This window comes from Bradyrhizobium sp. 199 (assembly GCF_023073355.1).
GTDB lineage: Bacteria > Pseudomonadota > Alphaproteobacteria > Rhizobiales > Xanthobacteraceae > Bradyrhizobium.
Genome location: NZ_JADPJI010000005.1, coordinates 2,224,797 through 2,248,576, shown reverse-complemented (window position 1 = coordinate 2,248,576; position 23,780 = coordinate 2,224,797). Strand labels below are relative to the sequence as shown.

At 62.0% G+C, this 23,780-nt stretch carries 28 protein-coding genes and 1 pseudogene; 11 read left to right on the top strand and 18 right to left on the bottom strand.

Annotated elements, in window-relative coordinates:
• The 8 genes from IVB28_RS19495 to IVB28_RS19460 all read right to left on the bottom strand — a co-directional run bounded on the left by IVB28_RS19495 (position 1) and on the right by IVB28_RS19460 (position 8,173).
• Entirely contained in the window at positions 1–1,836 is a 1,836-nt protein-coding gene (locus tag IVB28_RS19495) for a PQQ-dependent dehydrogenase, methanol/ethanol family (protein WP_247528236.1), read from the bottom strand.
• 103 nt (positions 1,837–1,939) lie between these two features.
• Positions 1,940–2,713, bottom strand: coding sequence for a heme-binding protein (locus tag IVB28_RS19490; protein ID WP_247528235.1), 774 nt, complete (start codon positions 2,711–2,713; stop codon positions 1,940–1,942).
• 72 nt (positions 2,714–2,785) lie between these two features.
• Positions 2,786–3,697 (bottom strand): cytochrome c oxidase assembly protein, encoded by a 912-nt coding sequence (locus IVB28_RS19485; protein WP_247528234.1) that lies wholly within the window; start codon positions 3,695–3,697, stop codon positions 2,786–2,788.
• An 11-nt stretch (positions 3,698–3,708) separates the two neighbouring features.
• The gene (locus IVB28_RS19480; RefSeq protein WP_247528233.1) at positions 3,709–4,059 is read right to left on the bottom strand and encodes a hypothetical protein; all 351 of its coding nucleotides are present in this window, start codon (positions 4,057–4,059) and stop codon (positions 3,709–3,711) included.
• Positions 4,056–4,655 carry a cytochrome c oxidase subunit 3 gene (locus IVB28_RS19475; protein ID WP_247528232.1) on the bottom strand — a complete coding sequence of 200 codons (600 nt, stop codon included), beginning with the start codon at positions 4,653–4,655 and terminating at the stop codon, positions 4,056–4,058. Before IVB28_RS19475 ends, IVB28_RS19480 begins: the two co-directional genes overlap by 4 nt.
• On the bottom strand, positions 4,652–6,559 hold the full coding sequence (gene ctaD, locus IVB28_RS19470) for a cytochrome c oxidase subunit I (protein ID WP_247528231.1): 1,908 nt from the start codon (positions 6,557–6,559) through the stop codon (positions 4,652–4,654). Before ctaD ends, IVB28_RS19475 begins: the two co-directional genes overlap by 4 nt.
• Positions 6,560–6,561: 2 nt before the next feature.
• Positions 6,562–7,536, bottom strand: coding sequence for a cytochrome c oxidase subunit II (coxB, locus tag IVB28_RS19465; protein WP_247528230.1), 975 nt, complete (start codon positions 7,534–7,536; stop codon positions 6,562–6,564).
• Between the two features lie 112 nt (positions 7,537–7,648).
• Positions 7,649–8,173 carry a hypothetical protein gene (locus tag IVB28_RS19460; RefSeq protein WP_247528229.1) on the bottom strand — a complete coding sequence of 175 codons (525 nt, stop codon included), beginning with the start codon at positions 8,171–8,173 and terminating at the stop codon, positions 7,649–7,651.
• Here IVB28_RS19460 and IVB28_RS19455 point away from each other — a divergent pair.
• A complete protein-coding gene (locus tag IVB28_RS19455; RefSeq protein WP_247528228.1) occupies positions 8,142–8,609 on the top strand; it encodes a metallophosphoesterase family protein in 468 nt (155 codons plus the stop codon). The genes IVB28_RS19460 and IVB28_RS19455 overlap by 32 nt on opposite strands.
• A gap of 122 nt (positions 8,610–8,731) precedes the next feature.
• Here IVB28_RS19455 and IVB28_RS19450 read toward each other — a convergent pair whose 3' ends face one another.
• Positions 8,732–8,920, bottom strand: coding sequence for a hypothetical protein (locus tag IVB28_RS19450; RefSeq protein WP_247528226.1), 189 nt, complete (start codon positions 8,918–8,920; stop codon positions 8,732–8,734).
• Between the two features lie 56 nt (positions 8,921–8,976).
• Complete coding sequence (locus IVB28_RS19445) at positions 8,977–9,546, bottom strand: DUF1236 domain-containing protein (RefSeq protein WP_247528224.1); 570 nt, start codon at positions 9,544–9,546, stop codon at positions 8,977–8,979.
• Positions 9,547–9,696: 150 nt separating this feature from the next.
• Here IVB28_RS19445 and IVB28_RS19440 point away from each other — a divergent pair, with 150 nt between their 5' ends.
• Complete coding sequence (locus IVB28_RS19440; RefSeq protein ID WP_247528222.1) at positions 9,697–9,870, top strand: hypothetical protein; 174 nt, start codon at positions 9,697–9,699, stop codon at positions 9,868–9,870.
• Positions 9,871–10,071 (top strand): hypothetical protein, encoded by a 201-nt coding sequence (locus tag IVB28_RS19435; RefSeq protein WP_247528220.1) that lies wholly within the window; start codon positions 9,871–9,873, stop codon positions 10,069–10,071. It begins immediately after the preceding gene.
• Positions 10,072–10,630: 559 nt separating this feature from the next.
• Here the strand turns inward: IVB28_RS19435 and IVB28_RS19430 are convergent.
• Both IVB28_RS19430 and IVB28_RS19425 read right to left on the bottom strand, forming a co-directional pair.
• Positions 10,631–10,846 (bottom strand): hypothetical protein, encoded by a 216-nt coding sequence (locus IVB28_RS19430; RefSeq protein WP_247528218.1) that lies wholly within the window; start codon positions 10,844–10,846, stop codon positions 10,631–10,633.
• A 198-nt stretch (positions 10,847–11,044) separates the two neighbouring features.
• The gene (locus tag IVB28_RS19425) at positions 11,045–11,524 is read right to left on the bottom strand and encodes a DUF4142 domain-containing protein (protein ID WP_247528217.1); all 480 of its coding nucleotides are present in this window, start codon (positions 11,522–11,524) and stop codon (positions 11,045–11,047) included.
• Positions 11,525–11,752: 228 nt separating this feature from the next.
• Here IVB28_RS19425 and IVB28_RS19420 point away from each other — a divergent pair, with 228 nt between their 5' ends.
• From IVB28_RS19420 to IVB28_RS19400, 5 genes are all read left to right on the top strand, one after another.
• Entirely contained in the window at positions 11,753–12,262 is a 510-nt protein-coding gene (locus tag IVB28_RS19420; protein ID WP_247528216.1) for a DUF2243 domain-containing protein, read from the top strand.
• A complete protein-coding gene (locus tag IVB28_RS19415; protein ID WP_247528215.1) occupies positions 12,234–12,398 on the top strand; it encodes a hypothetical protein in 165 nt (54 codons plus the stop codon). Before IVB28_RS19420 ends, IVB28_RS19415 begins: the two co-directional genes overlap by 29 nt.
• 16 nt (positions 12,399–12,414) lie before the next feature.
• The gene (locus IVB28_RS19410; RefSeq protein WP_247528214.1) at positions 12,415–13,200 is read left to right on the top strand and encodes a succinate dehydrogenase iron-sulfur subunit; all 786 of its coding nucleotides are present in this window, start codon (positions 12,415–12,417) and stop codon (positions 13,198–13,200) included.
• A gap of 80 nt (positions 13,201–13,280) precedes the next feature.
• Positions 13,281–13,766, top strand: coding sequence for an NUDIX hydrolase (locus IVB28_RS19405; RefSeq protein ID WP_247528213.1), 486 nt, complete (start codon positions 13,281–13,283; stop codon positions 13,764–13,766).
• Positions 13,767–14,627, top strand: coding sequence for an SIR2 family protein (locus IVB28_RS19400; RefSeq protein ID WP_247528212.1), 861 nt, complete (start codon positions 13,767–13,769; stop codon positions 14,625–14,627).
• A 7-nt stretch (positions 14,628–14,634) separates the two neighbouring features.
• Here IVB28_RS19400 and IVB28_RS19395 read toward each other — a convergent pair whose 3' ends face one another.
• Positions 14,635–15,642 carry a patatin-like phospholipase family protein gene (locus IVB28_RS19395; protein WP_247528211.1) on the bottom strand — a complete coding sequence of 336 codons (1,008 nt, stop codon included), beginning with the start codon at positions 15,640–15,642 and terminating at the stop codon, positions 14,635–14,637.
• Between the two features lie 36 nt (positions 15,643–15,678).
• The gene (locus IVB28_RS19390; protein ID WP_247528210.1) at positions 15,679–15,915 is read right to left on the bottom strand and encodes a DUF3551 domain-containing protein; all 237 of its coding nucleotides are present in this window, start codon (positions 15,913–15,915) and stop codon (positions 15,679–15,681) included.
• 163 nt (positions 15,916–16,078) lie between these two features.
• On the opposite strand from IVB28_RS19390, the gene IVB28_RS19385 reads away from it, so the two are divergent.
• Positions 16,079–17,275, top strand: coding sequence for an NADH-quinone oxidoreductase subunit D (locus tag IVB28_RS19385; RefSeq protein ID WP_247528209.1), 1,197 nt, complete (start codon positions 16,079–16,081; stop codon positions 17,273–17,275).
• Positions 17,276–17,382: 107 nt separating this feature from the next.
• On the opposite strand, the gene glgX is transcribed toward IVB28_RS19385, so the two are convergent.
• From glgX to IVB28_RS19370, 3 genes and pseudogenes are all read right to left on the bottom strand, one after another.
• A complete protein-coding gene (gene glgX / locus IVB28_RS19380) occupies positions 17,383–19,620 on the bottom strand; it encodes a glycogen debranching protein GlgX (RefSeq protein WP_247528208.1) in 2,238 nt (745 codons plus the stop codon).
• 24 nt (positions 19,621–19,644) lie between these two features.
• Positions 19,645–19,923, bottom strand: coding sequence for a DUF3606 domain-containing protein (locus IVB28_RS19375; RefSeq protein ID WP_247528207.1), 279 nt, complete (start codon positions 19,921–19,923; stop codon positions 19,645–19,647).
• A 103-nt stretch (positions 19,924–20,026) separates the two neighbouring features.
• Positions 20,027–20,292 (bottom strand): annotated as a pseudogene (locus tag IVB28_RS19370) (starch synthase); the annotation flags it as partial.
• A gap of 176 nt (positions 20,293–20,468) precedes the next feature.
• Between IVB28_RS19370 and treZ the strand changes: the two are divergent.
• Both treZ and IVB28_RS19360 read left to right on the top strand, forming a co-directional pair.
• The gene (gene treZ, locus IVB28_RS19365; RefSeq protein ID WP_247528206.1) at positions 20,469–22,346 is read left to right on the top strand and encodes a malto-oligosyltrehalose trehalohydrolase; all 1,878 of its coding nucleotides are present in this window, start codon (positions 20,469–20,471) and stop codon (positions 22,344–22,346) included.
• Between the two features lie 5 nt (positions 22,347–22,351).
• A complete protein-coding gene (locus tag IVB28_RS19360; RefSeq protein WP_247528205.1) occupies positions 22,352–22,648 on the top strand; it encodes a SemiSWEET family transporter in 297 nt (98 codons plus the stop codon).
• A gap of 66 nt (positions 22,649–22,714) precedes the next feature.
• On the opposite strand, the gene IVB28_RS19355 is transcribed toward IVB28_RS19360, so the two are convergent.
• Entirely contained in the window at positions 22,715–23,779 is a 1,065-nt protein-coding gene (locus IVB28_RS19355; RefSeq protein ID WP_247528204.1) for a UDP-glucuronic acid decarboxylase family protein, read from the bottom strand.
• Position 23,780 lies beyond the last annotated feature (1 nt).

Here is a 23,780-nt window from a genome sequence, read left to right as displayed (position 1 = left end):
CTATTTCGACGGGGCATGACTGGTATCCCCACCATTTGCGCCGCCGAGCTTGAAGACCAGCAGCTCACTTCCGCCTGCCGTGTAGAACGGCAAATCCTGCGTCGCGCCGGTGAAGCCCAGTGCGCCGTTGCGCACGCGCGGATCGACTTCGGCGTTCGCGACGACGCCGGGCCACCCGCCGACGCCGGACAGGATCGCGATATATTGCTGTCCGTCGGAGCCGCGATAGGAAATTGGCTGGCCGATGAAACCGGAGCCGGCGCGGAATTGCCAGAGCACATGCCCGTCCTTGGCGTCCACCGCCTTGAACAGGCGATCCATGGTGCCGTAAAACGCGACGTCGCCGGCCGTCACCAGCGCACCACTCCAGACCGGAAGGTTCTCGTGGATCTCCCAGACTTTCTTGCGCGCGACCGGGTCCCACGCCATGAACTCGCCGCGATAGCCGCCGGGCCCGGCATACATGTCGACGTCGGCGCCGATATAGGGCGTACCGGCGATGTAACCGACCTGCGAGGCCTTGAAATCCATGCAGAGATGCTGATGCGGCACATAAAGGAGTTTTGTGCGCGGTGACCACGCGGTCGGTTGCCAGTCCTTGGCGCCCGGCGCAGCTGGGCAGATATTCTCGACGGTCTTTCCTACGAGCGGCGTCTTCTCCTCGTTCGGGATGATCTTGCCCGTCTTCAGATCAACGCCGTTGTAGCTGTTGACGAATTCGTAGGCGTCGGCCGAGATCACTTCGCCGGTGGCGCGGTCCATGACGTACATGTAGCCATTGCGGCCGGGGTGGATCAGAACCTTGCGCTGCTGGCCGTTGAGCTCGAGATCGACCAGCACGTTCTCGTTGATCTCGTCATGGTCGAACAGATCGTGCGGGTTGAACTGGTAGGCCCATTTCGCCTGACCGGTGTCTGGATCTCGCGCAAAGATAGATACGCTCCAGAGATTGTCACCGCTGCGCTGGTTCGCATTCCAGGGACTTGGATTGGCCGTGCCGTAGTAGATCAGGTTCAGATCAGGATCGTATGAGATCCAGCCCCAGACCGTGCCGCCACCGACCTGCCAGCGGTCGGCGGGCCACGTCTTCACACCGAGATCCTCGCCTTTCAGATTGTCATAGAACGGCTTGAAATCCGGGCCGATCAGCACGTCCTTATCAGGTCCGGTCGAATAAGCGCGCCAGGCGATCGCGCCGGTGTTCTCATCCAGTGCGGTCACCCAGCCGCGCACGCCGAGTTCGCCGCCGCTGTTACCGACGAGGACTTTGCCCTTCACCACGACGGGTGCCATCGTGATGGTCTCGCCCTTGTTGATCTCGCCGAGCTTGGTGTGCCAGAGTTCCTTGCCGGTCTTGGCGTCGATGGCAACGGTGTGGTTATCGAGCGTGTTGAGGAACACCTTGCCGTCGTCGAAGGCGAGCCCGCGGTTGACAACGTCGCAACAGGCAACGCCTGCGGCTGCAGGCTCAGGCTTTGGCGCGTAGGACCATTTCAGCTCCCCCGTCGTGGCGTCGAGCGCGAAGACGCGGTTGGGGTAGGGGCCCGCATAGGGGCCGACGACATACATGGTGCCGTCCACCACAAGCGGCGCCGCCTCCTGGCCGCGATCCGCGCCAACCGAGAAGGTCCACGCAAGCTGAAGGCGCGATGCATTGGCCGCATTGATCTGATCGAGCTCGCTATAACGGGTGTTGGCATAGTCGCGCGCGGCCATGGGCCATTGCGCCGGGTCCTTCATGCGGTTGGCCAGATCGGTCTGCGCCGACGCGGACGACGGCAGCGCCCCGATCGCGCATAGGACGCTCAGCAACCGCGCGAAACCACGCACTAACATATGTAAGGATCTCCACGGCAGTGATGGGGCCTCGCTGCGTTGCAGGCCGGTGCGAACGTACAAACGTTCCGCTTCCGCTTGGTTCCAAAAGGCCGCTGGACCGCTATCTCACGACGTTTCCCGATACGCCTGCGCCGAGATCGACCGCGATCTGGTCCTCTTTGCCGTTGCACTTGGGATGGCCAAATCCCGACGGACTTTTGCCGTCCGGTCCGATGTCATAGATGATCGCGTCCTTCATGTTCGGACTGACACCGGCCGGGACGCGATCCAGACTGAGCAGATGCCGGACGCGCCAGGCCACGTTGTGGTCCGCGCAGGAACTGTCGCCGCTGACGCCCAGGGCACCGACGATGCCGTTGCCGTCAAAGAGCGCGAGCCCGCCGCCGAACACGATCACGCCGCCGACGGGCTTGCCCACCATGGGATCGTGCGGCGTGCCGAATTCCTCCGGTGTGCCTGAATAAAGGACCTCGGGCGATGGCGGGTTGCTGAGAGCCGCACCGAACAGAAACCCGCCAGGCTGCGCGCCTGCATAGAGGTTACCGGTCGCCATGGCCTTGTTCTTCAGACTGAACGCATTCGCCGTGTTGGCCTTCTCGGCCGCGATCGCCCGGCCGCCAGGCCACTGGTCATCGGCCTTGTCCCCGCTGTAGGCGACTGCGCAGACAATCCCCTGTCGATTGACGACAGCCGCCCATTCATTGTTGTCGAGGCCGCCGTTGCTCGGCCCGCCGCTGGGCTTGACGCTCTTCTTGAGGACATCGGCGAGCTGATCGTGGTCAACCGGACACGACATTGCTGGTCGGGGTTGGTCCTGCGCGTGCACGCCCATGGGCATCAAGAATGCCGCAGACAAGACGGCCGTTGCCGCCATGACGGAGCGTTTGCCCATGTGGCCTCCTTGGTGGGTCTCAGGAGGCGAACGTTCGAAGAGAAGCGACGGTTCCTATGCAGGACCGTTCAGCCCGGGATGTTGTAAGAGCGGCAAGGGATAGCTGTCGTTCACTGTCAGCCACCGGTGAGCAAAGAACAATGCAGCACCCGTATAAAGGATGCCCATCGGCACCCACATCAAAATGCCGGCGAGTTGCTGATCTTCGAGCGGCGAGAGGCCGAACTCGCCGGCAAGCGCGCCCTGGCCGGGGATCCAGAGCCGCGTCGACACAGTCAGCAGCGCGCCCAGCACGCCGGAATGCAGGATCGTGATGAAGAGGCACGCGACCGCGATACCGTCCCGAACGCGGGTGCTGCGGCCTGGTCCGCGGCCGTGCAGCAACACCCACCAGAATAGCAGCGCGGTCACGAAGAAGCTGATGTGTTGGAGGCGATGGATCGCGGTGTTCTCGAGCGCCCACGCATAGAGGGGTGGGGCATGCCAGACCCACAGCGCTGCCCCATGGAGGACGGTCGCGCTCATGGGATGGCTGACGAAGCCCCACGGCAAAGCCAGGAGCGACGATTTGAGAATGCTGCCTGCGCCAGGACGAAATGAGGCTGGCAGGCTCCACAGCAGAGGGCCATTGATCCGGGCGAACGCCATCAGGGGTGCTGCGACGATCATGAGCAGCCCGTGCTCGACCATGTGCGCAGTGAACAGCCGCTCGCCTAGCCAGTGCAGCGGCGACGTCACGGCAAGCGCGACAACCAGCCAGCCGGTCCAGAACGCGGCGACCTGTCGGAAACTGACGCCGCGCCCGCCGCCCGCATGAGCCCAGAGCCGCTGTGTCCCAACATAAAAGGCGATGCCGACGGCATAGAGCGGAGCCATGAGCCAGGGATCGTAGCTCCAGAGTGATCCCGCATCGACGTCGGATAGTCCGTGCGCGGCGGCCGGCGGCGCGAGCAGCGCTAGCAGCAACGTTGCGAGGCTCAGCGCAGGCATGGGCTGATCATCAGGGATGCTGCGAGTTGGTTCGCGATCACCAACGCGAACAGCACCCCGCTGCCGACGCCGACCCAGGCCATGAACGTTCTGGGCCCACCACCTTGCACCTCGGCCCATTCGGCCCCGGCGCTGCGCCGAACCGCTCTAGCCGATATCGCGGTGCCCGCCAGCGCGACGATGACCAGAAGCACGCTCAGGATCGTGCCGCTCGTCTTGGTCGTCTCGCAGGAGAAGTGCGCGAAGACATAGACGCCCTGCAGATTGATGCCCCAGGCCAACGGGCCGAGCGCAACGCCGGCCCAGTACAGCAGTCTGGAATGCTCGGCTTCGGTCATAGGCGTGGTACCCAATCGAGCAGGACATAGAGTGGCAGCCAGGCAAGCACGACGAAGTTCCAGTAGAACACATTGTCACTGACGTCGCTGAACCTGCGCGGTTTTGCATGCCGGGTGAACATCAGCACTGCCAGAACGACTGTGTCGCCAAGATCGGTGGCAAGGTGGGTCGTGTGAAGTCCCAGAATGAGCCACACGATCGACCCGTACGCGGAATTATCCCACCTGGTGTTGAGATGAGCGAACTCGAAGCCGCGCAGAACCAGCAAAGCGGTGCCGATCATAACCATCACGATGAGTCCGGCCCGCACTTTTGCAAGGTCCTGCCGGTGCGCGGCGCGATTGGTCATCTCGTTCGGGATGATGCTGAGCAGATAGACCGCGACCTCGGCCGTGCCGGGCCAGAGATCGGGTGGCGAGGCGCCGATCGGCCAATTTGGATTGACGGCGTAGAGATAGAGATAAGCGCCGATAGCGATCGCAAAGCCCATGCCTTCGAGCGCTATGAAGCCAAGGGCGCCCCACCAGGGCCCGCTGCGTGGGCCATACCCGTAAGTCGGCAGCTCGGCGACATTGCGAACGATAGTCTGTCTCACTCTTCGTCCTCCTTGCTGCCGGTCGGCCAGAACCAGCCGATCAGGGCAACGGCCATCGGCGGTGTGCCCCAGAGCACCGCCCAGGGGGTGAAGATCGAGCCGATGAAGAATACGGTGGTCGCGATGGCCGTGAGCAACGGCCAGATGCTCGGCTCGGGCGATGCCTCGCGAATTTGCGGCTCGGCTTCGGCAAGCGAAGTCAGCAGCACTTCGCGCCGCTCGGCGCTCAGGCCGGCGACGACGGGCAGGCTTTCGTTGTCAGCCCACAGGGGGTCGCGGTGTTTGACGACCGGGATGCGGTCGAAATTCTGTGGCGGCGGCGGCGAGGCCGTCGCCCATTCCAGCGTCGAGGCATTCCATGGATTGTCGCCGGCGAGCTCGCCCTTACGCAGGCTGTAGATCACATTGACCAGCAACAGGGCAAAGCTGAGGGCGAAGATGAGCGCGCCGCCGCTGGACAACAGGTTCAAGTGTGCCCAGTCCATGTCCGCGGTGTAAGTGTAGACCCGGCGCGGCATCCCGATCAGCCCAAGGATGTGCATCGGAAAGAACGCGACGTTGAAGCCAATGAAGGCGAGCCAGAAGTTCCAGCGGCCGAGGCGCTCGCTCAGCATGCGGCCGGCGATCTTGGGAAACCAGTAATAGACGGCGCCAATCAGTGGGAAGACCGCCCCGCCGATCAGGACATAATGGAAGTGGGCAACAACGAAATAGGTGTCGTGCACCTGGGTGTCGATCGGCACCGAGGCGACCATCACGCCGGACAGCCCGCCCAGCACGAAGATGACGACGAAGCCGATCACGAACAGCAGCGGCGTTCGGTAGACCGGCCGTCCGTCCCAGAGTGTCGCCAGCCAGCAGAAAATCTGCAGCCCGCTCGGCACCGCGATGAGCATGCTGGAGGCCGTGAACAGGCCGGCGCCGAGCTGAGGCAGGCCCGTGACGAACATGTGGTGGACCCACAGGCCAAACGACAGGAATCCCGTTGCGATCAGCGAGAGTATGACAACGGGATAGCCTACCACCGGCCGGCGCGCGAAGGTGGCCAGGATCGCCGAGACCATACCGGTGCCAGGGATGAAGATGATGTAGACCTCGGGATGGCCGAAGAACCAGAACAGGTGCTGCCAGAGCAGGGGATGTCCGCCCGAGGAGGAGTCATAAAAACGGGTGTTGACGAGGCGATCGAGGATCAGCGACGTCGATGCGACCATGATCGAGGGCATCGCGAACATCACCAGGAAGCTCGTCACCAGCATCGCCCATACAAACAGGGGGATGCGGTCAAGCGTCATGCCGGGTGCGCGCTGCTTGAACACGGTGACGATGATCTCAACGGAGACCGCGAGCGCAGCGACCTCGGTGAACGTGATCATCTGTGCCCAGACGTCCGGGCGTTTCGTCGGCGTGTATTGCAGCGAGGAGAGCGGGACATAGGCGAACCAGCCGACATCCGGACCCACATTGAGCGCAAAGGAAATCCACAGGAAGCATCCGCCGAACAGAAACATCCAGTAGCTGAAGGCGTTCAGGCGCGGAAAGGCGATGTTGCGCGTGCCGACCATCAGGGGCACGAGATACACGGCGAACGCCTCCATGACCGGAACGGCGAACAGGAACATCATCGTCGAGCCGTGCATCGTGAAGACTTGGTTGTACTTGTCTGCCGAGAGAAACGTCTTCTCGGGTCCGGCAAGCTGGATGCGCATCAGAACCGCGAGAATGCCGCCGAGAAGCAGGAACACGAACGCGGTAACGATATAGCGCCGTCCTACGACCTTGTGATCGACCGACATGAGTGCGCCGAGAAACCCCGACGGCGTGCGCCACACGCGCTCCAACTGCGTGGACAATTGAAGGCCATTGAGGACGTCGTCGCGCAACTCGCGTGGTTCGGCGGCCATGCTCACTTGAGCTGCTCCAGATAGTGAATGATCGTGATGAGTTCGCCGGACTGCAGTGGCATCTTCGGCATGAGACTGCCGGGCTTGATGTGCTGGGGATCGGCGATCCACGCGCCGAGCGTAGCCGGTGTATTCGGCAGCGTTCCCGCCGCAATCGTCGTCCGGCTGCCGATATGCGTGAGATCCGGACCAAACTGTCCGCCCGCCAGCGTGCCGCTGATGTTGTGGCACAAGGCGCACCCGCGCGCTCGGAATAGAGCCTCGCCCTGCTTGCCGAGCTTATCCGTGGGGCTGCTCGCACCCTGGTTTTCGTGGTCGCGCCAGCGAGCGAACTCGTCGGGCGGCAGCGCGATCACCGCAAATGCCATATGTGCGTGCTGAAGCCCGCAAAATTCGGCGCATTGTCCGCGATAGACGCCGGCGTTCTTCGCCGTGAATTGCAGCTCGTTCTTTTGCCCGGTGATGAGGTCCATCTTCCCGGTCAAGCTCGGCACCCAAAAACTGTGGATCACGTCGGCGGTTTCGAGCTCGACCTTCACCGGTCGGCCGGTTGGAATGCGGATCTCGTTCGCCGTTACGAAGCTTCGATGCGGACTATCATCCTCGTAGCGGACCTCCCACCACCATTGATGCCCGATGATCTTCAGCGTGAGGGCGTGTTCGTCCTTGGCAAAGACAGTTCGCTGCCCGGCATAGCTGACAATGGAGAGGCCGAGCACGATGACGGTGGTGGCAATTCCTAGCCCGAGAATGACCCGGCCGGTGCGCTCTTCAAAGCCTTGATGGAGGTCCAGCGGCTGATCGGCCAGACGCTTTCGCCGCACCATGCTCAAGGCGAGCACAATCACGACCGCGATCCAGACGGCCGCCGCGACCGCGAGAAAGATGAACAGCGTCTGCTGGATCTGCTCGGATTGGAGCCCTTGCGGGTCGAGCGCTGACTGCCGGCCGGCGCACGCAGCCAGCAGGCAGGCCATGCACAACGCCAGACCCCTTTGCAACCAAACTTGCATAGACGCTTCGCCGCTCCGCTTCAGAGGCGGAACCGGCCCATCGTACAAAGGTTCCTATCTGATGTTCGGACCGAATTCAGAATGGCCAGCCCTTGGCGGCGATGAAGATCGCCGCATCACCGGCAGCCATGAGCAGCAAGACGGCGAGGACCGCGATGGCCGCTCCGGGCTGGGCTAGGACGCGGAGTTCGTCGAGCATGGTCAATCCAGTTCCGACTATTTCCAACAGCAATGTCCCGGTGATCTGGAGGTTCCTGAGCGTGCCACACGTCCAGATGCTTCCGTCCCGGAACGAAGGCTCGAGATCGGGCGTTTCTGCGACAGATTCGAGGATGACGTGCCGCGCTATCATTTTGATTTGGTGGATTCGAAGACCGTAGCTGACGAAGGGGGCGCCGAGTTGCCGGATGACATCCAGGCTCTGGATGTCGCCGAGGAAATTGCCCGGCGGCTCCTGAAGGAGCGCCCCGAGCTTGAGGGCCGTCACTTCTCGATCCTCGTCACCGATCAGGACGGCGAAGAAATCGGCCGGGTGCCGCTCGATGTCCTGCACTGAAGCTGGATATGACATGGCAGTCAGGATTGGGTTGATCTCCGACACGCACGGACTGCTGAGGCCGGAGGTGGAGCGCTGCCTTGCCGGCGTCTCGCATATCATCCACGCCGGCGATATCGGCGCTCCCGGTATCGTGGAAGACCTTCGCCGGATCGCGCCCGTTACAGCCATCAAAGGCAATGTCGACACGGGCAAGTGGGCAAAATGCTACTCCGACACCGAAACGGTGCGCCTTGCGGGGGCATGCTTCTACGTCTTGCACGACCTCAAGGAGCTGAAGGCCAACCCTGCCCAACGCGGAATAGATGTAGTGATTTCCGGCCATTCGCATCGAGTAAAGGTGGAGACAGTCGGCGGAATATTGTTTTTAAATCCCGGGAGTGCCGGACCGAGGCGCTTCAGGCTGCCGATTACGCTGGCAACGCTCGATCTGGATGAGAGCGGCGTGCTGCGGCCTACCATCCACGAGCTCGACAGGTGAAAACGCCGCTTGCGAGCGACCTAAAGCGCGATGCGATCAGGATGAATCGCCATCGCGCTTTAGGTTTGTTGTTTAAGCATGATCTTTTCGGAAGACCGCTGCGCACTTTTCCGGATCACGCTTTAGTGGGTGTTCGACTTTTGCCATCGCTCCAAATCGATCGGGGGGCGCTTTGGGTCGATCTGCTCCTTCTCGGGATTTCCCTGCCATGGCTGGTCGGTCTGCCTGTGGGTCGGCAAGTCGGTCTGCTTCCGCGGATCGTCGACCGGTGTTTCCCTGGGATCGTTTTCGGGGTCTTTCGCTTTCGGCATAGGTTCTCCTCTTGAGATCTGTAGATCTGTAGATCTGTAGATCCGGCGGCACGCGATCAGCGCACGCCGGCAATGATCCCGGCTACGCGGCGCGAATGTTGATCGACGATCACGAGGTTATTCCCGGCGATCAAGTACTGGTCGCCCCAGAAGCCGTTCAGCACCTGCGTGACTTCGGGCGGCAAGTCGGCGAGCTCAGTCTGGCGCGGCACGGACGTGCCGATCATCATCTCGAAGTTCGGGCGATCCACGGTCGGGCCGTGCGCCGAAGAGATGATCGAGCGGAGCTGCTCGCGCTGCTGATCGTTGAGGTTCACCGCTTGCGTGGTCTGCTTGACATCGCGCGCACGGGCGCCGGTTGCATCTTCCGTGCCAGCAGGATCCTCTTTGGCCGATTTGCTGACGGCTTCTCGCTGTGTTGGAACCCCGGTGCCGACGGTGGTGGCTGGGGCACCCTTGTCTGCTCCTGTTGAAGGGCGGCCCAGATAGTCTGTCGCCCCAAACATCTGGGGAACAGCGAACCAGACAACGAAGCCTACAAACAGAATCGCGGCTAGCGCGGATCCGGTCATCATCACCTTGCGAGTGCCGTCCTTCTCCGCTTGGCGCGGCAGATCCTTGACCATGAACAAAACCTTTCAGCGAACTGTCTGGCCAACCAGAGCGCAAATCGTTCGTTCCTAAAGGACATGCTCGCTCAGGAACGACCACGGCCGCATCTCATTGCTCTGCATGAGGTCGGCAAGGCCCGAAAAAGACCGAAGAAGGAGCAAGCAATGTCGAAAATGCCCCCCGTACCGCCAGAGCAGCGCAGCGACAAGGGACCCGGCTCGGATCCGAGGATCGAGACGGAGGAGAAAGTGCCCGGCCGCGAGAACTTCGATACCCAAGGACGGCACGGCAACATCAAGCAGAACACGACGAACCAGGGCTACCAGCAGGATCGATGAATGCCACACAAGAACTCTGACACAGAACGATTCGGCGGCCCCGGCTCTTCCCGCCAGGATCGCAAGCATCCCGAGAAGGGCGGACGCGAGCGCGAAGTTCCGACGCCGGGATCGCCGACCAACAGCCGGAAATCACACGTCTCGGGAGGCGGTGGTGAGCGCGATCAGCATCACACCCACGATGATCGCACCAGGAGCTGAAACATGGGGCAGGAGGCGCGCGGCGCGGACAGCGCGCATCCGAATGCGGCGGATGCGGATCCTGCGGATGGCGACGGGCAGCTCCCGGGTGCCTGTCCGGGCGGCGTGGGGGCAAGCAGGCGGTGGCGGGGGCGGAGGTTCGGGTGGATCGAGCGCTGGAGGAAGCGCTGCTGGAGGGAGCGCTAGCGGCGGGGTCGGCGGCGCCTCAAGCTTGGGGTCTGCCTCGGGTTTGGGGTCCTCAACGACAACGAATCCGGCGGGCAGTGCACCGTCCGCTGCGGGCAATCCTGCTGACGCGACCAGCGCCTCGAGGGGCACAGCCAGCCCCGGAACGAACACAGCGGGAACGGCTCAATCGACCGGTTCCGGGGGGCCTCAAGGATCGACCACGGTCGGGCGGCCCGGCAATGCCGCAGGCGGAACCAACAGCGGACGGATCGACGGGACGGCGACGCCCGGTCCGTCGATGCAGGGTGACGCGGAAATCCGGTCCGAGAGTTCGCAGGATTCCCACGTCGATCGAAAGATCAAAAGTATCTGCAAAGGATGCTGACCGGGATCAGGCCGCCGGGTTTTCCGGCGTCCAGTCCAGGTCCTCGTCGCTGTGAGGATCCGGGTCCGGCGAACACGGCTTGATCTTCAAATCGTCCTCGAGTACCGGTTCACCCTCGCGCTCTTCGACGAGCCCGGCATCGTCGGCCTTTTTCAACGCTTCCTCTTTGGTTGAAAACGTCCGGCTGAGTTTTTCCTCGTCCTTGAACAAAGCGTACGCCACGGTACTTCTCCCGGCTCCAATGATCTGCGGCGTCGAAGGCGGCGGCCACCGTGAGTTATCCGGCGTCCGCCGCTCCTGGACATCTCACTTCCGCTTACGCTTCAGTCGTTGCGCTCCATTTCCGCGTTTTCCCTTTCCGTGTCGCACGGCGGGTCGTCTCGATCTTCTGCCATGTTGTACTCCAGTCTCGTGTGAACTCTAGCCAACTTCTCTGAGATTGCTCAGGATCGCGAGATGTCGCTGAATGATCGGAAGCGACATTTGCGCGACCTGCTGCTCCTGCGGGTTGCCGCCGGTTCGCAGATACGAACTGTTGAGCGCCAGCAGCTCGCGATGGCCACGGATCTGCCCCTGCACATACATTCGGTCGAACGGGCCGGACGGTGTCGCCTGAAGCCGTTGTAGCAAGGCTGCATGGTCTGGCCGCAGCGGCGCCGATCCGGGCGCTGCGCCGAGCGCACTTGCGACCTGGACCTGTTCGGCGATTTCGGCGTTTGCAAAATTGATCAGGTCGGGGTTGGAGGTCCGGGTCAAAGCGAGCTGGCTCGTCTGCATGGCAAACCCACCGCCCATGAGGTCGGCAGTCCGAAAATCCCGCGCCTGGATCGGTTTGGATTGCGCGGTGTAGGTTGACAGTCCGAGGCCGCCTAAAGCAAGCAAGAACGATCTTCTCAGCATGATGAATCTCCCAAGTGGAGTTCACAAGACGCTGCGCCGTATCGAACGTTCCTATCGCGCGGCAAGACACGCAACGACGCTCAACTGCTCCGAATTCAGCGATCACTAGCCGCCGTCCCGACTAACGAATGTTATTGGCGCGCAACCTGGGCCGTGATCATTGGAACGGCCGTATCAGAGAGGACTTGCTTTCGAGGGCACGGTGCCGATCGGCGCGCGAGTACATTCATGCAAGACAATAATTCATCGAGCTTCCCGACGTCCGCGGGCATTCTTCTCGGGCTTGGGTTGGGCGCGTTTTTCGACGGCATCGTATTTCATCAGCTGCTGCAGTGGCATCATATGTTAAGCGGCTGGTATCCTCTCAACTCCATCGACAACATCAGGCTCAACACGACTTGGGACGGCATATTCCACAGCGCCGCCTACGTTCTCCTGCTCACGGGGCTTTATGGAGTGTGGCAGCGGGCACACAGGCGCGAGTTGCGCTGGTCGAGCTGGCATTGTCTCGGCACCATGCTGCTGGGGTGGGGAATCTTCAATCTGGTCGAAGGCGTGATCAATCACGAGATCCTCCGGCTGCATCAGGTGAACGAGACGGTGCCCGAGGGGCATCGCGTCTTCTGGGATATCGGCTTCTTGTTGTGGGGAGCTACGATGGCTGTCATCGGTGCCACAATGGCGCGGGCGGGAGCACAGGAGGGAGAGCATGCGGAAGGCAGCTTACAAGCTCGTTAGAGACACGCCGCCGATGCTTGTCTACGCAATCTTCCTCTTCCTGCTCTTGTTTGCGATCGCGCCGGCGTTTCGCATCGCTGTGTTCGGCCTGTCGTTGGACGATCTCCTGCAATTGCGCTGCTTTGTGCCCGGCTGACCGGGTGGAGGTGACCATGGTCGAGTTCAGGCTTCCGAAGAACTCTCGTGTCGAACAAGGGACAATCTGGCCCAAGCCCGGCGGCGAGAGCCTGCGCGAATTTCACGTCTATCGCTGGAATCCCGACGATGGCCGCAATCCCCGCCTCGACATCTACTTCGTCGATACCGCCGATTGCGGGCCGATGGTGCTAGATGGCCTGATCTGGATCAAGAACAACATCGACTCCACGCTGACGTTCAGGCGATCCTGCCGTGAGGGCGTTTGCGGGTCGTGTTCGATGAACATCGCCGGTCAGAATACGCTGGCCTGCACCAAGTCCATGAGCGAGGACGTGCCGGAAGGCGCGCCTCTGCGCGTGCTACCCTTGCCGCATCAGCCGGTCGTGAAGGATCTGGTGCCCGACCTCTCGAACTTCTATGCGCAGCTCGCCCTGATCGAACCGTGGCTGCAGACCAGTTCGCCCACGCCCCAGAAGGAATGGCGGCAAAGCCACGACGATCGGGCAAAGCTCGATGGCCTGTACGAATGCATTCTCTGCGCCTGCTGCTCGACGTCGTGCCCGAGCTACTGGTGGAATTCCGAGCGCTTCCTAGGGCCCGCGGCCCTGATCCAGGCGGCGCGCTGGATCAACGACAGCCGGGATGAGGCGACCGGCGAGCGCCTCGATATGCTCGAGGATCCCTTCAGGATCTATCGTTGTCACACCATCCTCAATTGTGCGAAGGCCTGTCCGAAAGGTTTGAACCCCGGAGAAGCCATCTCCGCACTGCGCCTCAAGATGGTCGAGCGGAAGTTTTGACTGCTGCGCGGACGCATTCCTCGACACAGGAACCATGCCTGCGGGGTTCTGCTTATCAATCCCCGACCAGGAGTAACTTGATGGGAAAGAAGCAGTTCGCCGCTCTGCCGTTTCGTCTGGACAATTCCGAGCTGCGCGTGCTGCTGATCACGACCAGGCGCAAGCGCAGATGGAGTGTCCCGAAGGGATCCCCAATCCGCAACAAGGAGCCGCATCTCACGGCTGCGCTCGAGGCTTATGAGGAGGCTGGCCTGGTCGGCGTCATTGCGACACGCGCGATGGGCAGCTTCAAGCATCGCAAGCGGAAGGGCGACCGCAAGCGAACCCTGGACGTTGCCGTATTCCCCATGAAGGTTCATGGCCAGGAGCGCTGGTGGCCCGAAAAAGGCGAGCGGGAAGCGATCTGGGTCTCGGCCGAAACGGCAGCGCGTCTGGTGCACAAGGCGGAGCTTCGGCGGTTGATTGCCCGCTTCGCAGCGCAATCGGAAAAGAGTGCGTCCTCGCTGCTGAGCGGCAGGCGGGCTTCTGATCCAGGAACCCGCGTCCCGCGCAATCATTCAAGCTAAATGACCCAACGACCGACAGGGCTCGAATCTGAGGAGCGGCCGCCCCACGAAATTCTGGCGACCGCGATAGAACGGCGCCGCGCGGTCCTGTTCGTCGGCGCGGGCGTTTCGATGGCCGTCGGATTGCCCTCCTGGCAATCGTTGATCGAGCATCTGCTGGACGATCTCGATCTCGAACGCGACGTCCTTGACGGAATGCATGGCGGCTATCAGATGCTTGCGGAGTACTACCGGCTGAAGCGTGGGGGCATTGGCCCGCTACGCAGTTGGCTTGACCGCAATTGGCGCGTCGATCCAGAGAGGATCGCCGCTTCGGAGCTCCACCGGATCATTGTCGAGCTCGATTTTCCGGTTATCTACACGACGAATTACGATCGCAATCTCGAGACGGCCTTCGATGTCCTGAAAAGGCCTTACGCGAAGATCAGCAATGCAAAGGAGATCGCGGGCGCCGGCGTCGGCGTCACGCACATCATCAAATTCCACGGCGACTTCGATGACGATGCCTCGCTCGTTCTGACCGAGACCGACTTTCTGAACCGGTTGGCCTTCAATTCGCCGCTCGATATCCGTTTTCGCGCTGACGCTTTGGGGAGCACACTGCTCTTCGTCGGCTACAGCATGTCTGATCCCAACATACGGTTGCTGCTGCATCGGATCTGGCAGATCTGGGATGAATCCGGCCACCGTCGGGACCGGCCGAAATCCTTCGTGTTCGTCGCCAAGCGCAATCCAGTGCAGGAGGCCGTCTTGGCGAACTGGGGCATCACCACCATTGCCCCACCCGAGGGAATGGCCGCCGACGATGGTCTGACCCGATTTCTCCTCGACGTCCGCCAGCGTATCGATCGAAGCGCGTAGAATGACGCTATCGCCTGCGCACGGTGCAGATCCCGTTCCGGATCTGAGCGAGGCTCGCTGCATATTGCATGTCCAGGATGCCCGCCCGCCACCGCTGCGCCATGGCCGCCTCCGAAAGATCAAAAGATTTTTCGGGACCGGCTTCCTCACGGCCGGGGCGGTAGCTCAGGAGATAGACGAGGTCGTCGCGACTAAGGTCCTGCAGCTCGGCGCGAAGCTGGCGGGCTTCCAGAGCATGGCCCAGGCGCTGGAAGGTCTGGTTCCCGAAGGTCAGGTCGTTCTTGCGCTCGGCTGCGGCTTCGATGCCGTCGGGCACCTTGCCGTCGCGAGCGTAGAGGTCGATCACGTAGAGGCGAAGCGGGCGCGAGGATTCCAGGATCGGTTCGAATGGCGCGTTGAGGGAGAACCCGCCATCGCCGAGCCACCGGCCGGCAATCTGCACTGGCGCGAACTCAGGGAGGAACCCGCAGCTGGCCAGGATGTGATCCATTTCGATCCGTTCCGACGAGGAGTCGAATAGCACGGCATTGCCGCTTTCGAGGTCGGTCGCACAGATCGTGATACGCGGATGGCCCTCGTTCAGGCGGTCGAAATCGATCAACTGACCAAGGCGTTCGCGCGTCGGGCCGAGATCGTACAGGCCACCGAAATGAGGTGTCGGAAGCGGGAGACGGGGATGGAAGAAGCCGGCGTGGCCAAGCAAACGCGTATTGATCGAGCTCAGCCAGGCGAACAGATGCCGGCCGGCACTCGGCGGAACGGCTGGGCCAGCCGCGCCCCGCCAGTAGCTATTTAGAGCCGCGACTCGATCGGCGTTCGGGCTTCCCGCGATCAGGGCGGCCGTGATCGCACCGGCGGATGAACCGGTTACCCAATCGATCTGCGGCGAGAGAGATGCGAGCGCTTCGAACGCACCGCCATGATAGGCTCCGAGCCCGAGGCCGCCGGAGAATACGACCGCAGTGAGCTGGGGCTCTGCGGACTCGATGCCGCTCGGCTCAGTCCGATCAGTCAAATCGGGTTCCGGTTGTCAGTCTAAAGGTTGCGCGCATCACCGATATCCCCTGTGACGGCGCGCATAGGCATATCGAGGATTGATGCCGCAAGAGGCGTGCGTGCCCGATGCCGTCGCGATGCATTGAGCGTAACTGGCGAACTGGCAATTGCCCGGATAGCCCCAACTCCGGCCCTGGAGGCAATAGCGATCCTGTGCAAGTGCGGAGGTCGACCAGCCAAGGCTCGCCACGAGCGACAGGGCGGCGGCAACTATCAGCAAACGATGTCTCATTGAAATCTCCAATTTCGACATTGAACGCGCCCAGTGAGACTTGCGTTCCAAACGGGCTCCGGCTCGCCAAGCCCAGGATTCAAGCGCGCGATTAACCTGTGTGAAGCCGCCCGCAGTGGATCACGGCTAGACTGGTCGCTCCGACGTTTCGATCGGAAGCAGAATGCCCGAACAGTCTCCCAGCCTGAGAAACTTTACCATCAATTTCGGTCCTCAGCACCCGGCGGCCCATGGCGTGCTGCGGCTCGTGCTCGAGCTCGACGGCGAAGTCGTCGCGCGAGTCGACCCCCATATCGGATTGCTGCATCGAGGCACGGAGAAGCTGATCGAGGCCAAGACCTATCTGCAGGCCATTCCATATTTCGATCGGCTCGACTACGTCGCACCCCTGACACAGGAGCATGCCTTCTGTCTTGCGATCGAAAGACTGATCGGCGTTGAAGTGCCGCGGCGCGGGCAGCTCATCAGGGTGCTCTATCACGAAATCAGCCGGATCCTGTCTCACCTCCTGAACGTCACGACGCAAGCCATGGACGTCGGTGCGCTGACCCCGCCGCTGTGGGGCTTCGAAGAGCGCGAGAAGCTCATGGTGTTCTACGAGCGTGCGTCGGGCAGCCGGATGCACGCGAACTATTTCCGGCCCGGCGGCGTGCATCAGGACCTTCCGCCGAAGCTGATCGACGACATCGAGGCCTGGTGCGATCCGTTCCTGCGCGTCGTCGACGATCTCGACCGGTTGCTCTCGCTCAACCGGATCTTCAAGGCGCGCAACGTGGATATCGGCAGGGTAACCCTCGAGCAGGCCTGGGCCTGGGGCTTTTCCGGCGTGATGGTGCGCGGTTCGGGAGCGGCCTGGGACCTGCGGAAGGCGCAGCCTTACGACTGCTATGCCGAAATGGAGTTTGATATCCCGATCGGCAGGAACGGCGACTGCTATGACCGCTATCTCATTCGCATGGAAGAGATGAGGCAGTCCGTCCGCATCATGAAACAGTGCATCGAGAAGTTGAAGTCCCCGGACGGAAGAGGTCCGGTGCTCGTGCAGGACAACAAGGTCGCGCCGCCCAGGCGTGGTGAGATGAAGCGGTCGATGGAGGCACTCATCCACCATTTCAAGCTGTACACGGAAGGCTTTCACGTTCCGGCCGGCGAAATCTACGTCGCTGTTGAAGCACCCAAGGGGGAGTTCGGCGTGTTCCTGGTCTCGGACGGGACCAACAAGGCCTACAAGTGCAAGATCAGGTCTCCCGGATTTGCCCATCTGCAGGCGATGGATTTCCTCTGCAAGGGACATTTGCTCGCGGACGTCTCCGCAATCCTGGGGTCCCTGGATATCGTGTTCGGCGAGGTGGACCGCTGAGCGTCCGCCTCGGGCGCGATGCGATTTGGATGAATCGTCATTGCGCTTTAGCTTGTTGTTTGAGCATCATCTTTCGGAAACCGCTGCGCACTTTTCCGGATCATGCTTTAGCCGGGCAGAGGTGTGTCAGCGATATCCAGCAGCGCGCCAAGACCCTGGCGTAAGCGGCGCGTGGCGATATTGTCGTTGGCAAGCCCGAATACCAGCAGCGATCGCCCGGTCACGGCATAAGCGTGGCCGAACTCGAACTCGGCCATCCGTGCGTCCGGCTGGTTGGTGTCGATCAGGCCCAGCCAACTCAGCCCGTCGGCGACGGCGGGCAACGTGAAGTTCACGACGTCGTGGTGCGCGTTGTAGACCAGAAGCATGGTGGCATCCGAGCCGCGGCGCCGGATCCCGGTCTCTTGCGCTCGCCCATCGAGCAGCATCCCGAAGCATTTGGCGTTGGGGTCCTGCCACTGCTCCGTCGTCATCTCCTCGCCGGATGGAGACAGCCAGGTCACGTCCTTGACGTCGAGCTCTTCGTTGTGCGAGCCGACCAGGAAGCGGCTACGGTACAGAATGGGGAAGGCTTTGCGTGTGGCGATCAGCTTGCGCGTGAACTCGCGAAGGCTGCGGCCATTGGCCGTGATGCCCATCCAGTCGAGCCAGGTGGTCTCGTTGTCCTGCGCATAGGCATTGTTGTTGCCGTTTTGCGAATGCCCGAATTCGTCCCCGGCGAGCAGCATCGGCGTGCCATGCGAGAGCAGCATCGTCGCGAGCAGATTTCGCTTTTGGCGTTCACGCAGCAGCGTGATCTCGGGGTCGTCGGTCGGCCCCTCTGCGCCGCAGTTCCAGGAATGGTTGTTGCTGTGACCGTCGCGATTGTCCTCGCCGTTCGCCTCGTTGTGCTTGTCGTTGTACGAGACGAGATCGTTCAGATTGAAGCCGTCATGCGCTGTGACGAAGTTGACGCTGGCCCAGGGCCGGCGGCCGCGTTTGTTGAAGAGATCACCCGACCCGGAAATACGCTTGGCAAAGTCGGCGATCGTGCCCGGATCGCCTTTCCAGAAGGCACGCGCGGTGTCCCTGAACTTGTCGTTCCACTCTGCCCATCCCGGCGGAAACTGGCCGACTTGATAGCCGCCCGGCCCGATGTCCCAGGGCTCGGCGATCAGCTTCACGGTGGAGAGGACGGGATCCTGGCGGCACGCATCGAGGAAGCCGCCGCCTTCGTCGAAGCCGTAGGGCTCCCGCGCCAGGATGGTTGCGAGGTCGAAGCGGAAGCCATCGACCCGCATCTCGGTGGCCCAATAGCGCAGGGAATCGGCAACCAGCTGCAGCACGCGCTGATGTGAGAGGTTCACCGTGTTGCCGGTGCCGGTATCGTTGATGTAGTAGCGTTTCTTGTCCGGCAGCAGGCGGTAGTAGCTGGCGTTGTCGATGCCCTTGAACGACAGAGTCGGGCCGAGCTCGTTTCCTTCCGCGGTGTGATTATAGACGACGTCGAGGATGACCTCGATGCCATGAGCATGAAACTGGTTGACCATCGCTTTGAATTCGGTCGCGAAGGGCGTCTTGAGGTAGCGCGGCTCAGGTGCGAAGAAGGCGATGGAATTGTAGCCCCAATAGTTGCGCAGGCCTTTCTCGACCAGGTAGCTGTCGTCGACGAAGGCGTGGATCGGCAACAGCTCGGCGCTGGTGATGCCGAGCGAGCGCAGATAGGCGGGAATTTCGAAGTGCGCCAGCCCGGAGAACGTGCCGCGGTCTGCTTCAGGGACGAGCGGATGGAGCTGGGTAAAACCTTTGACGTGCATTTCGTAGACGATGGTCCGTTCCCACGGCACTTCCGGCTTGCGCGCTGCGCCCCAGGTGAAGGCGGGATCGATGACCGCGCACTTCTGCATCAAAGGCGCGCTGTCGCGTTCGTCATAGGACAGATCCTTGTCAGCATGGTCGAGGACATAGCCGAACAGCTCGGGGCCCCAGCGCAGCTGGCCGATCAGCTGCCGGGCATAGGGATCAAGCACGAGCTTGTTGGGATTGAAGCGGTGCCCGGCATCGGGTTCGTAGGGGCCATGGACGCGGTAGCCGTAGACGGTCCCGGGACGCGCAGAGGGCAAATAGCCGTGCCAGACTTCGTCTGTGTATTCCGGGAGTTCGATCCGTTCCAGTTCGGTCTCGCCGCTATCGTCAAACAGGCAGAGCTCGACTTTGGTGGCGTGTGCCGAAAACAGCGCGAAATTCACACCGAGCCCGTCCCAGGTGGCACCGAGCGGAAACGGTCTGCCCTCACTGATCCGGGACCGGCGTAGGCTTGATACCGCCCTCGTCAGGGCTTCGTCTGAATGGACTGGCCGATCCATGTCTTCCCCCAGGAATTGAGTCCGTCAGGACGTCGGCGGGATTGTCCCTGCCTCAAGAACAGCTTGCTCCGTGGCGGCCGAGGAAGCGACTACCGCGGCAGCAGGCGCATCGGCCGGCGTCAGCGCGCGGACCCTTTGCTGCGCGGCTTCCTTGTTGATTGCCGCAATGGAGTTGCCGATGCGACCAACAATCGCGGTCAACGCGGCGCCGGAAAGATGCAGCCGCTTCTTGACAAGACGCACCTGAACCCGATCGGTCAGGTCCAGCTTGTTGCGGATCGGTGGCCGTTTCGCGCGTTGCATGGGAATTGCTCCTGTCTGTCGGAGCAACCGCCCGGCCGGTCGATCTGTTCCAGAACCAGCCTGCTGAATGCGTGAATACGCGCGCATATTTCTCAATCGCTTCAGCGCTGTCGACGACCAGGTCGACGCTCTTGCGATGAACAAGGCGGCCACCAACGCGAACAGCGGGCCTCGGAAAGCCGCCAGGCCGAATTGATCCCGGACATCATCGGCGTTCAATGCGCGTTCCGCCCAGTCACCGGCTCCGAATAGCTGGAGAAGCGCCGAGCACGTCCGTGGGTCCCACCTCTCGTCGATCCCATTCGGGATGCCGGCTTGTTGTCGCAGGAGCAATTCAAGACCGCAACCGAACTCGGATGCGGTGATCTCGCCGCAGGTCGTGAATTCTGCGCCGCAACAAAGGTTCCCAGTTTCTGCCAGTGAAGGGAAATTTTCGGCTTCGGGTCCAAAACTGCACCCAGCTCCTTGGGCGTGCAGTCCATGCCATCTTTGAGGAACGAATGCGTGCAGCTCAGCTTTCCCGTGCTGAGCATGCCTAGGCGAATGTGAAATCGAGCCTCGCGAAGAATTCAAGGCTCCGGGCATGCAGGCGAAAGGCGAGCAGGTTGAATCAAACTCTGGGAATAGCCGAACAAATGCGGCGCCATGGCCCTCAAATCATCGACCATGGTGTCTCCTTCAATCTCTGGGCGCCAAGCGCCCGCTCGGTCGAATTGCTCGAAGTCGGCCAGCCGCCACGCTCCATGCCACGCGACAATGACGGTTGGTATCAGTTGCTCAGTCCGACGGCGCGTGCCGGGACGCGCTACCAGTTCCGGATCGACGGCGACCTGACCGTTCCCGATCCAGCCTCCCGTTTCCAGCCGGACGATGTTGGTCAGCCCAGTGAGGTGATCGACACGGCACTGTTGCGGGATCCGATTTTATACCCGGGCCGCCCGTGGCCGGAAGCCGTCATCTACGAGCTGCATGTCGGTGCCTTCAGCGAGGAGGGTACCTATGCCGGGGTCGAGAAAAGGTTGCCCTATCTGCGGGACCTCGGCATCACCGCCATTGAGCTGATGCCGCTCAACGACGTCCCGGGTCGGCACAATTGGGGTTACGATGGCGTGCTGCTGAACGCCCCGAATGCGCGCTACGGGCGGCCGGAGGATCTCAAACGGTTGCTGCGCGCCGCGCATGCCCTCGACATCATGGTCTACCTCGACGTCGTCTATAACCATTTCGGGCCGCAGCTGAACTATCTGCACAGCTATGCCGAGAACTTCTTCACCAAGCGCCATGCCACGGGTTGGGGCCCTGCTGTCAACCTCGAAGGTCGTGATGGCGCGTTTGTGCGCGAGTTCCTGATCGAAAACGCGCTCATGTGGCTGCGGGACTACGGCTTCGATGGACTTCGTCTCGACGCAGTGCATGCCTTGAAGGACGATTCCGACCGTCATTTTCTCATCGAGCTTGCAGAGACCGTGCGCAGCCAACTGGCAGGCAGGCGCGTACATCTGATGCTGGAGAACGAGGCCAATCAGGCGCACCTTCTCGATCGCTCGCAGGGCCGGGTCCTGCACTACGACGCGCAGTGGGGCGACGATTTCCACAATGCGCTCCACGTCCTGCTAACGGGGGAGAACGAGGGATATTACCGCGCCTTCGCGGACGAGCCGCTCGATCATCTCGCGCGTTCCCTGACCGAGGGCTTTGCCTATCAGGGCGAGGTCTTTCCGCTGCACGATGCTCCACGCGGAGAGCCCAGTGCACACCTGCCGCCGGAGGCCACCATCTTTTTCGCCCAGAACCACGATCAGATCGGCAATCGCGCGCTAGGGGAGCGGCTATCGGTGCTGATCAGTCCCGAAAAGCTCAAGCAGGCTCTTGCGCTCGTTCTGCTCAATCCTCACGTCCCGATGCTTTTCATGGGAGAGGAGGCAGCCGCCGACACTCCATTTCTGTTCTTTGCGGACTGGTCCGGCGAGGCCGCGGATCTGACGCGCGAGGGCCGGCGCAGGGAGTTCGCACATTTCGAGGCGTTCTCGACGCCGGAGATGCGCGCCCGGATTCCGGATCCTTGCGACGAACGAACATTCCTGGCGTCCAAGCTGGACTGGGCGAGGATCGACTGCGCATCCGAAAGTCTCGAGTTTCGGGCGCTGACGGCCGAGCTGCTGAGAATCCGGCGGGAGCAGCTCATTCCGCTGATCAAGCAGGGATTTGTTTCAGCCGAGCGCGCGACGATTCAGAGTGGCGGTCTCGAGGTCCGCTGGCGGACGGCTAAGGGCGAGACCCTGCAGATTGTGGCGAGCTTTGCCGACGGCGAGCTGCCGATGCCAGCAACTCTCGGCGGAATCGAGCTGTGGCGATCACGAGCAGGCGCAGCGAACGTGCTATTTCCAAACGACATCGTCGTCCGACTTTATCGGGAGGCCTGACGGACGTGGAAACTGCCATTCAGGCCATGGGAGTTCTCGCCGCCGGTTTGACATCTCTGTCTTACCTGCCGCAAGTGCGCAAAGCGCGCTCGCCCGGCTCGACCGATGACCTCTCCTTGAAGATGCTGGTCGCCCTCGCGAGCGGGCTCATTCTTTGGATAGCCTATGGACTGTTGAAGCGGGACTGGGTCATCGTTCTTGCAAACGTCGTCGGAGCGGCGCTTGCGCTTACGTTAATTGCCTTCAAGGTCCGCGACATGAGAGAAGCCAAGGGGGGGCATACCGGATCGGCCTCGCGTTGATGTTCTCGAGAGATAATCCGGCGCGTTTGTCGGCGAGTCGGGTCTGGGCGTCCGGTTCTGGCTGCATCATGGCTGATCGGCAATCGTCAATCGGCTGGGCGCCTGACGGGCCGTCCTGCGCGGCGTGGCGGCCGGAACGAGCGCCGGCGTCTCGCCCGCAATGCGGAGGGCGAAATAGGCGATCGTCGCTTGAAGGCCGTCCTTCAGCGCCACGCGGGGCCGCCAGCCCAGTGCCCGTGCTGCTGTGTCGATGACGGGCTTGCGGCGCTTCGGGTCGTCCTTAGGCAAGCTCTCGAAGCGGAGCGGGGAGTTGGATTCCGTGTAGGTCAGCACCTCGCGCGCAATCGCCTCGATTGTGACCTCGTGCGGATTGCCAAGATTGCAAGGCCCCGTGATCGAGGGCGAGCTCTCCATCAAGAGCTGGAGCCCGCGAACGAGGTCGTCGACGAAGCAGAAGCTCCTGGTCTGTGTCCCGGCGCCGTAGATCGTGATGGGTTCGCCGCGCAGGGCCTGCACAATGAAATTGGACACAACCCGTCCGTCATTCTCGAGCATCCGCGGGCCGTAAGTATTGAAGATGCGCGCGACCTTGATCTCGACGCCGTGAGTACGGTGATAGTCGAACATCAGCGTCTCCGCAGCACGTTTGCCCTCGTCGTAGCAGGCCCGCGGCCCGATCGGATTGACGTTGCCGAGGTAGGATTCGGGCTGCGGGTGGATCTCGGGATCGCCATACACTTCGCTTGTGGACGCCTGAAGGACCCGGGCACCTTTACTGCGCGCCAGATCGAGAATGTTCATGGTGCCGATCACGCAAGTCTTCATCGTGCCGATCGGATCCTTTTGGTAGTGCCGGGGTGAGGCCGGGCAAGCCAGGCTGTAGATGCGGTCAATGCCCTCCTCGATCTCGATGGGATCGCGCACGTCGTGCTCGACGAAGCGGAAGTTCGGGTGATTGAGCAACGGCCGGATGTTGTCGATCGATCCCGTGAACAAATTGTCCAGGCAGATCACAGTGCTGCCGCGTTGCAGAAGCGCATCGCAAAGATGCGATCCGATGAAGCCGGCGCCTCCGGCGACGATGATGGTGGGTGAGCGGCGGGAGGCTTGAATGCGGGACTGAAGCGTCATC

What these genes read in the sequence shown, in the direction of transcription:
- glgX (WP_247528208.1), bottom strand. Translation starts at nt 19,620, where the DNA reads ATGGATCGGCCAGTCCATTCAGACGAAGCCCTGACGAGGGCGGTATCA.
- IVB28_RS19445 (WP_247528224.1), bottom strand. Translation starts at nt 9,546, where the DNA reads ATGGTCAAGGATCTGCCGCGCCAAGCGGAGAAGGACGGCACTCGCAAG.
- IVB28_RS19435 (WP_247528220.1), top strand. Translation starts at nt 9,871, where the DNA reads ATGCCACACAAGAACTCTGACACAGAACGATTCGGCGGCCCCGGCTCT.
- IVB28_RS19355 (WP_247528204.1), bottom strand. Translation starts at nt 23,779, where the DNA reads ATGACGCTTCAGTCCCGCATTCAAGCCTCCCGCCGCTCACCCACCATC.
- IVB28_RS19450 (WP_247528226.1), bottom strand. Translation starts at nt 8,920, where the DNA reads ATGCCGAAAGCGAAAGACCCCGAAAACGATCCCAGGGAAACACCGGTC.
- ctaD (WP_247528231.1), bottom strand. Translation starts at nt 6,559, where the DNA reads ATGGCCGCCGAACCACGCGAGTTGCGCGACGACGTCCTCAATGGCCTT.
- IVB28_RS19425 (WP_247528217.1), bottom strand. Translation starts at nt 11,524, where the DNA reads ATGCTGAGAAGATCGTTCTTGCTTGCTTTAGGCGGCCTCGGACTGTCA.
- coxB (WP_247528230.1), bottom strand. Translation starts at nt 7,536, where the DNA reads ATGGCCTGCCTGCTGGCTGCGTGCGCCGGCCGGCAGTCAGCGCTCGAC.
- IVB28_RS19390 (WP_247528210.1), bottom strand. Translation starts at nt 15,915, where the DNA reads ATGAGACATCGTTTGCTGATAGTTGCCGCCGCCCTGTCGCTCGTGGCG.
- IVB28_RS19400 (WP_247528212.1), top strand. Translation starts at nt 13,767, where the DNA reads ATGACCCAACGACCGACAGGGCTCGAATCTGAGGAGCGGCCGCCCCAC.
- IVB28_RS19375 (WP_247528207.1), bottom strand. Translation starts at nt 19,923, where the DNA reads ATGCAACGCGCGAAACGGCCACCGATCCGCAACAAGCTGGACCTGACC.
- IVB28_RS19455 (WP_247528228.1), top strand. Translation starts at nt 8,142, where the DNA reads ATGGCAGTCAGGATTGGGTTGATCTCCGACACGCACGGACTGCTGAGG.
- IVB28_RS19415 (WP_247528215.1), top strand. Translation starts at nt 12,234, where the DNA reads ATGCGGAAGGCAGCTTACAAGCTCGTTAGAGACACGCCGCCGATGCTT.
- IVB28_RS19480 (WP_247528233.1), bottom strand. Translation starts at nt 4,059, where the DNA reads ATGACCGAAGCCGAGCATTCCAGACTGCTGTACTGGGCCGGCGTTGCG.
- IVB28_RS19490 (WP_247528235.1), bottom strand. Translation starts at nt 2,713, where the DNA reads ATGGCGGCAACGGCCGTCTTGTCTGCGGCATTCTTGATGCCCATGGGC.
- IVB28_RS19405 (WP_247528213.1), top strand. Translation starts at nt 13,281, where the DNA reads ATGGGAAAGAAGCAGTTCGCCGCTCTGCCGTTTCGTCTGGACAATTCC.
- IVB28_RS19495 (WP_247528236.1), bottom strand. Translation starts at nt 1,836, where the DNA reads ATGTTAGTGCGTGGTTTCGCGCGGTTGCTGAGCGTCCTATGCGCGATC.
- IVB28_RS19410 (WP_247528214.1), top strand. Translation starts at nt 12,415, where the DNA reads ATGGTCGAGTTCAGGCTTCCGAAGAACTCTCGTGTCGAACAAGGGACA.
- IVB28_RS19420 (WP_247528216.1), top strand. Translation starts at nt 11,753, where the DNA reads ATGCAAGACAATAATTCATCGAGCTTCCCGACGTCCGCGGGCATTCTT.
- IVB28_RS19385 (WP_247528209.1), top strand. Translation starts at nt 16,079, where the DNA reads ATGCCCGAACAGTCTCCCAGCCTGAGAAACTTTACCATCAATTTCGGT.
- IVB28_RS19440 (WP_247528222.1), top strand. Translation starts at nt 9,697, where the DNA reads ATGTCGAAAATGCCCCCCGTACCGCCAGAGCAGCGCAGCGACAAGGGA.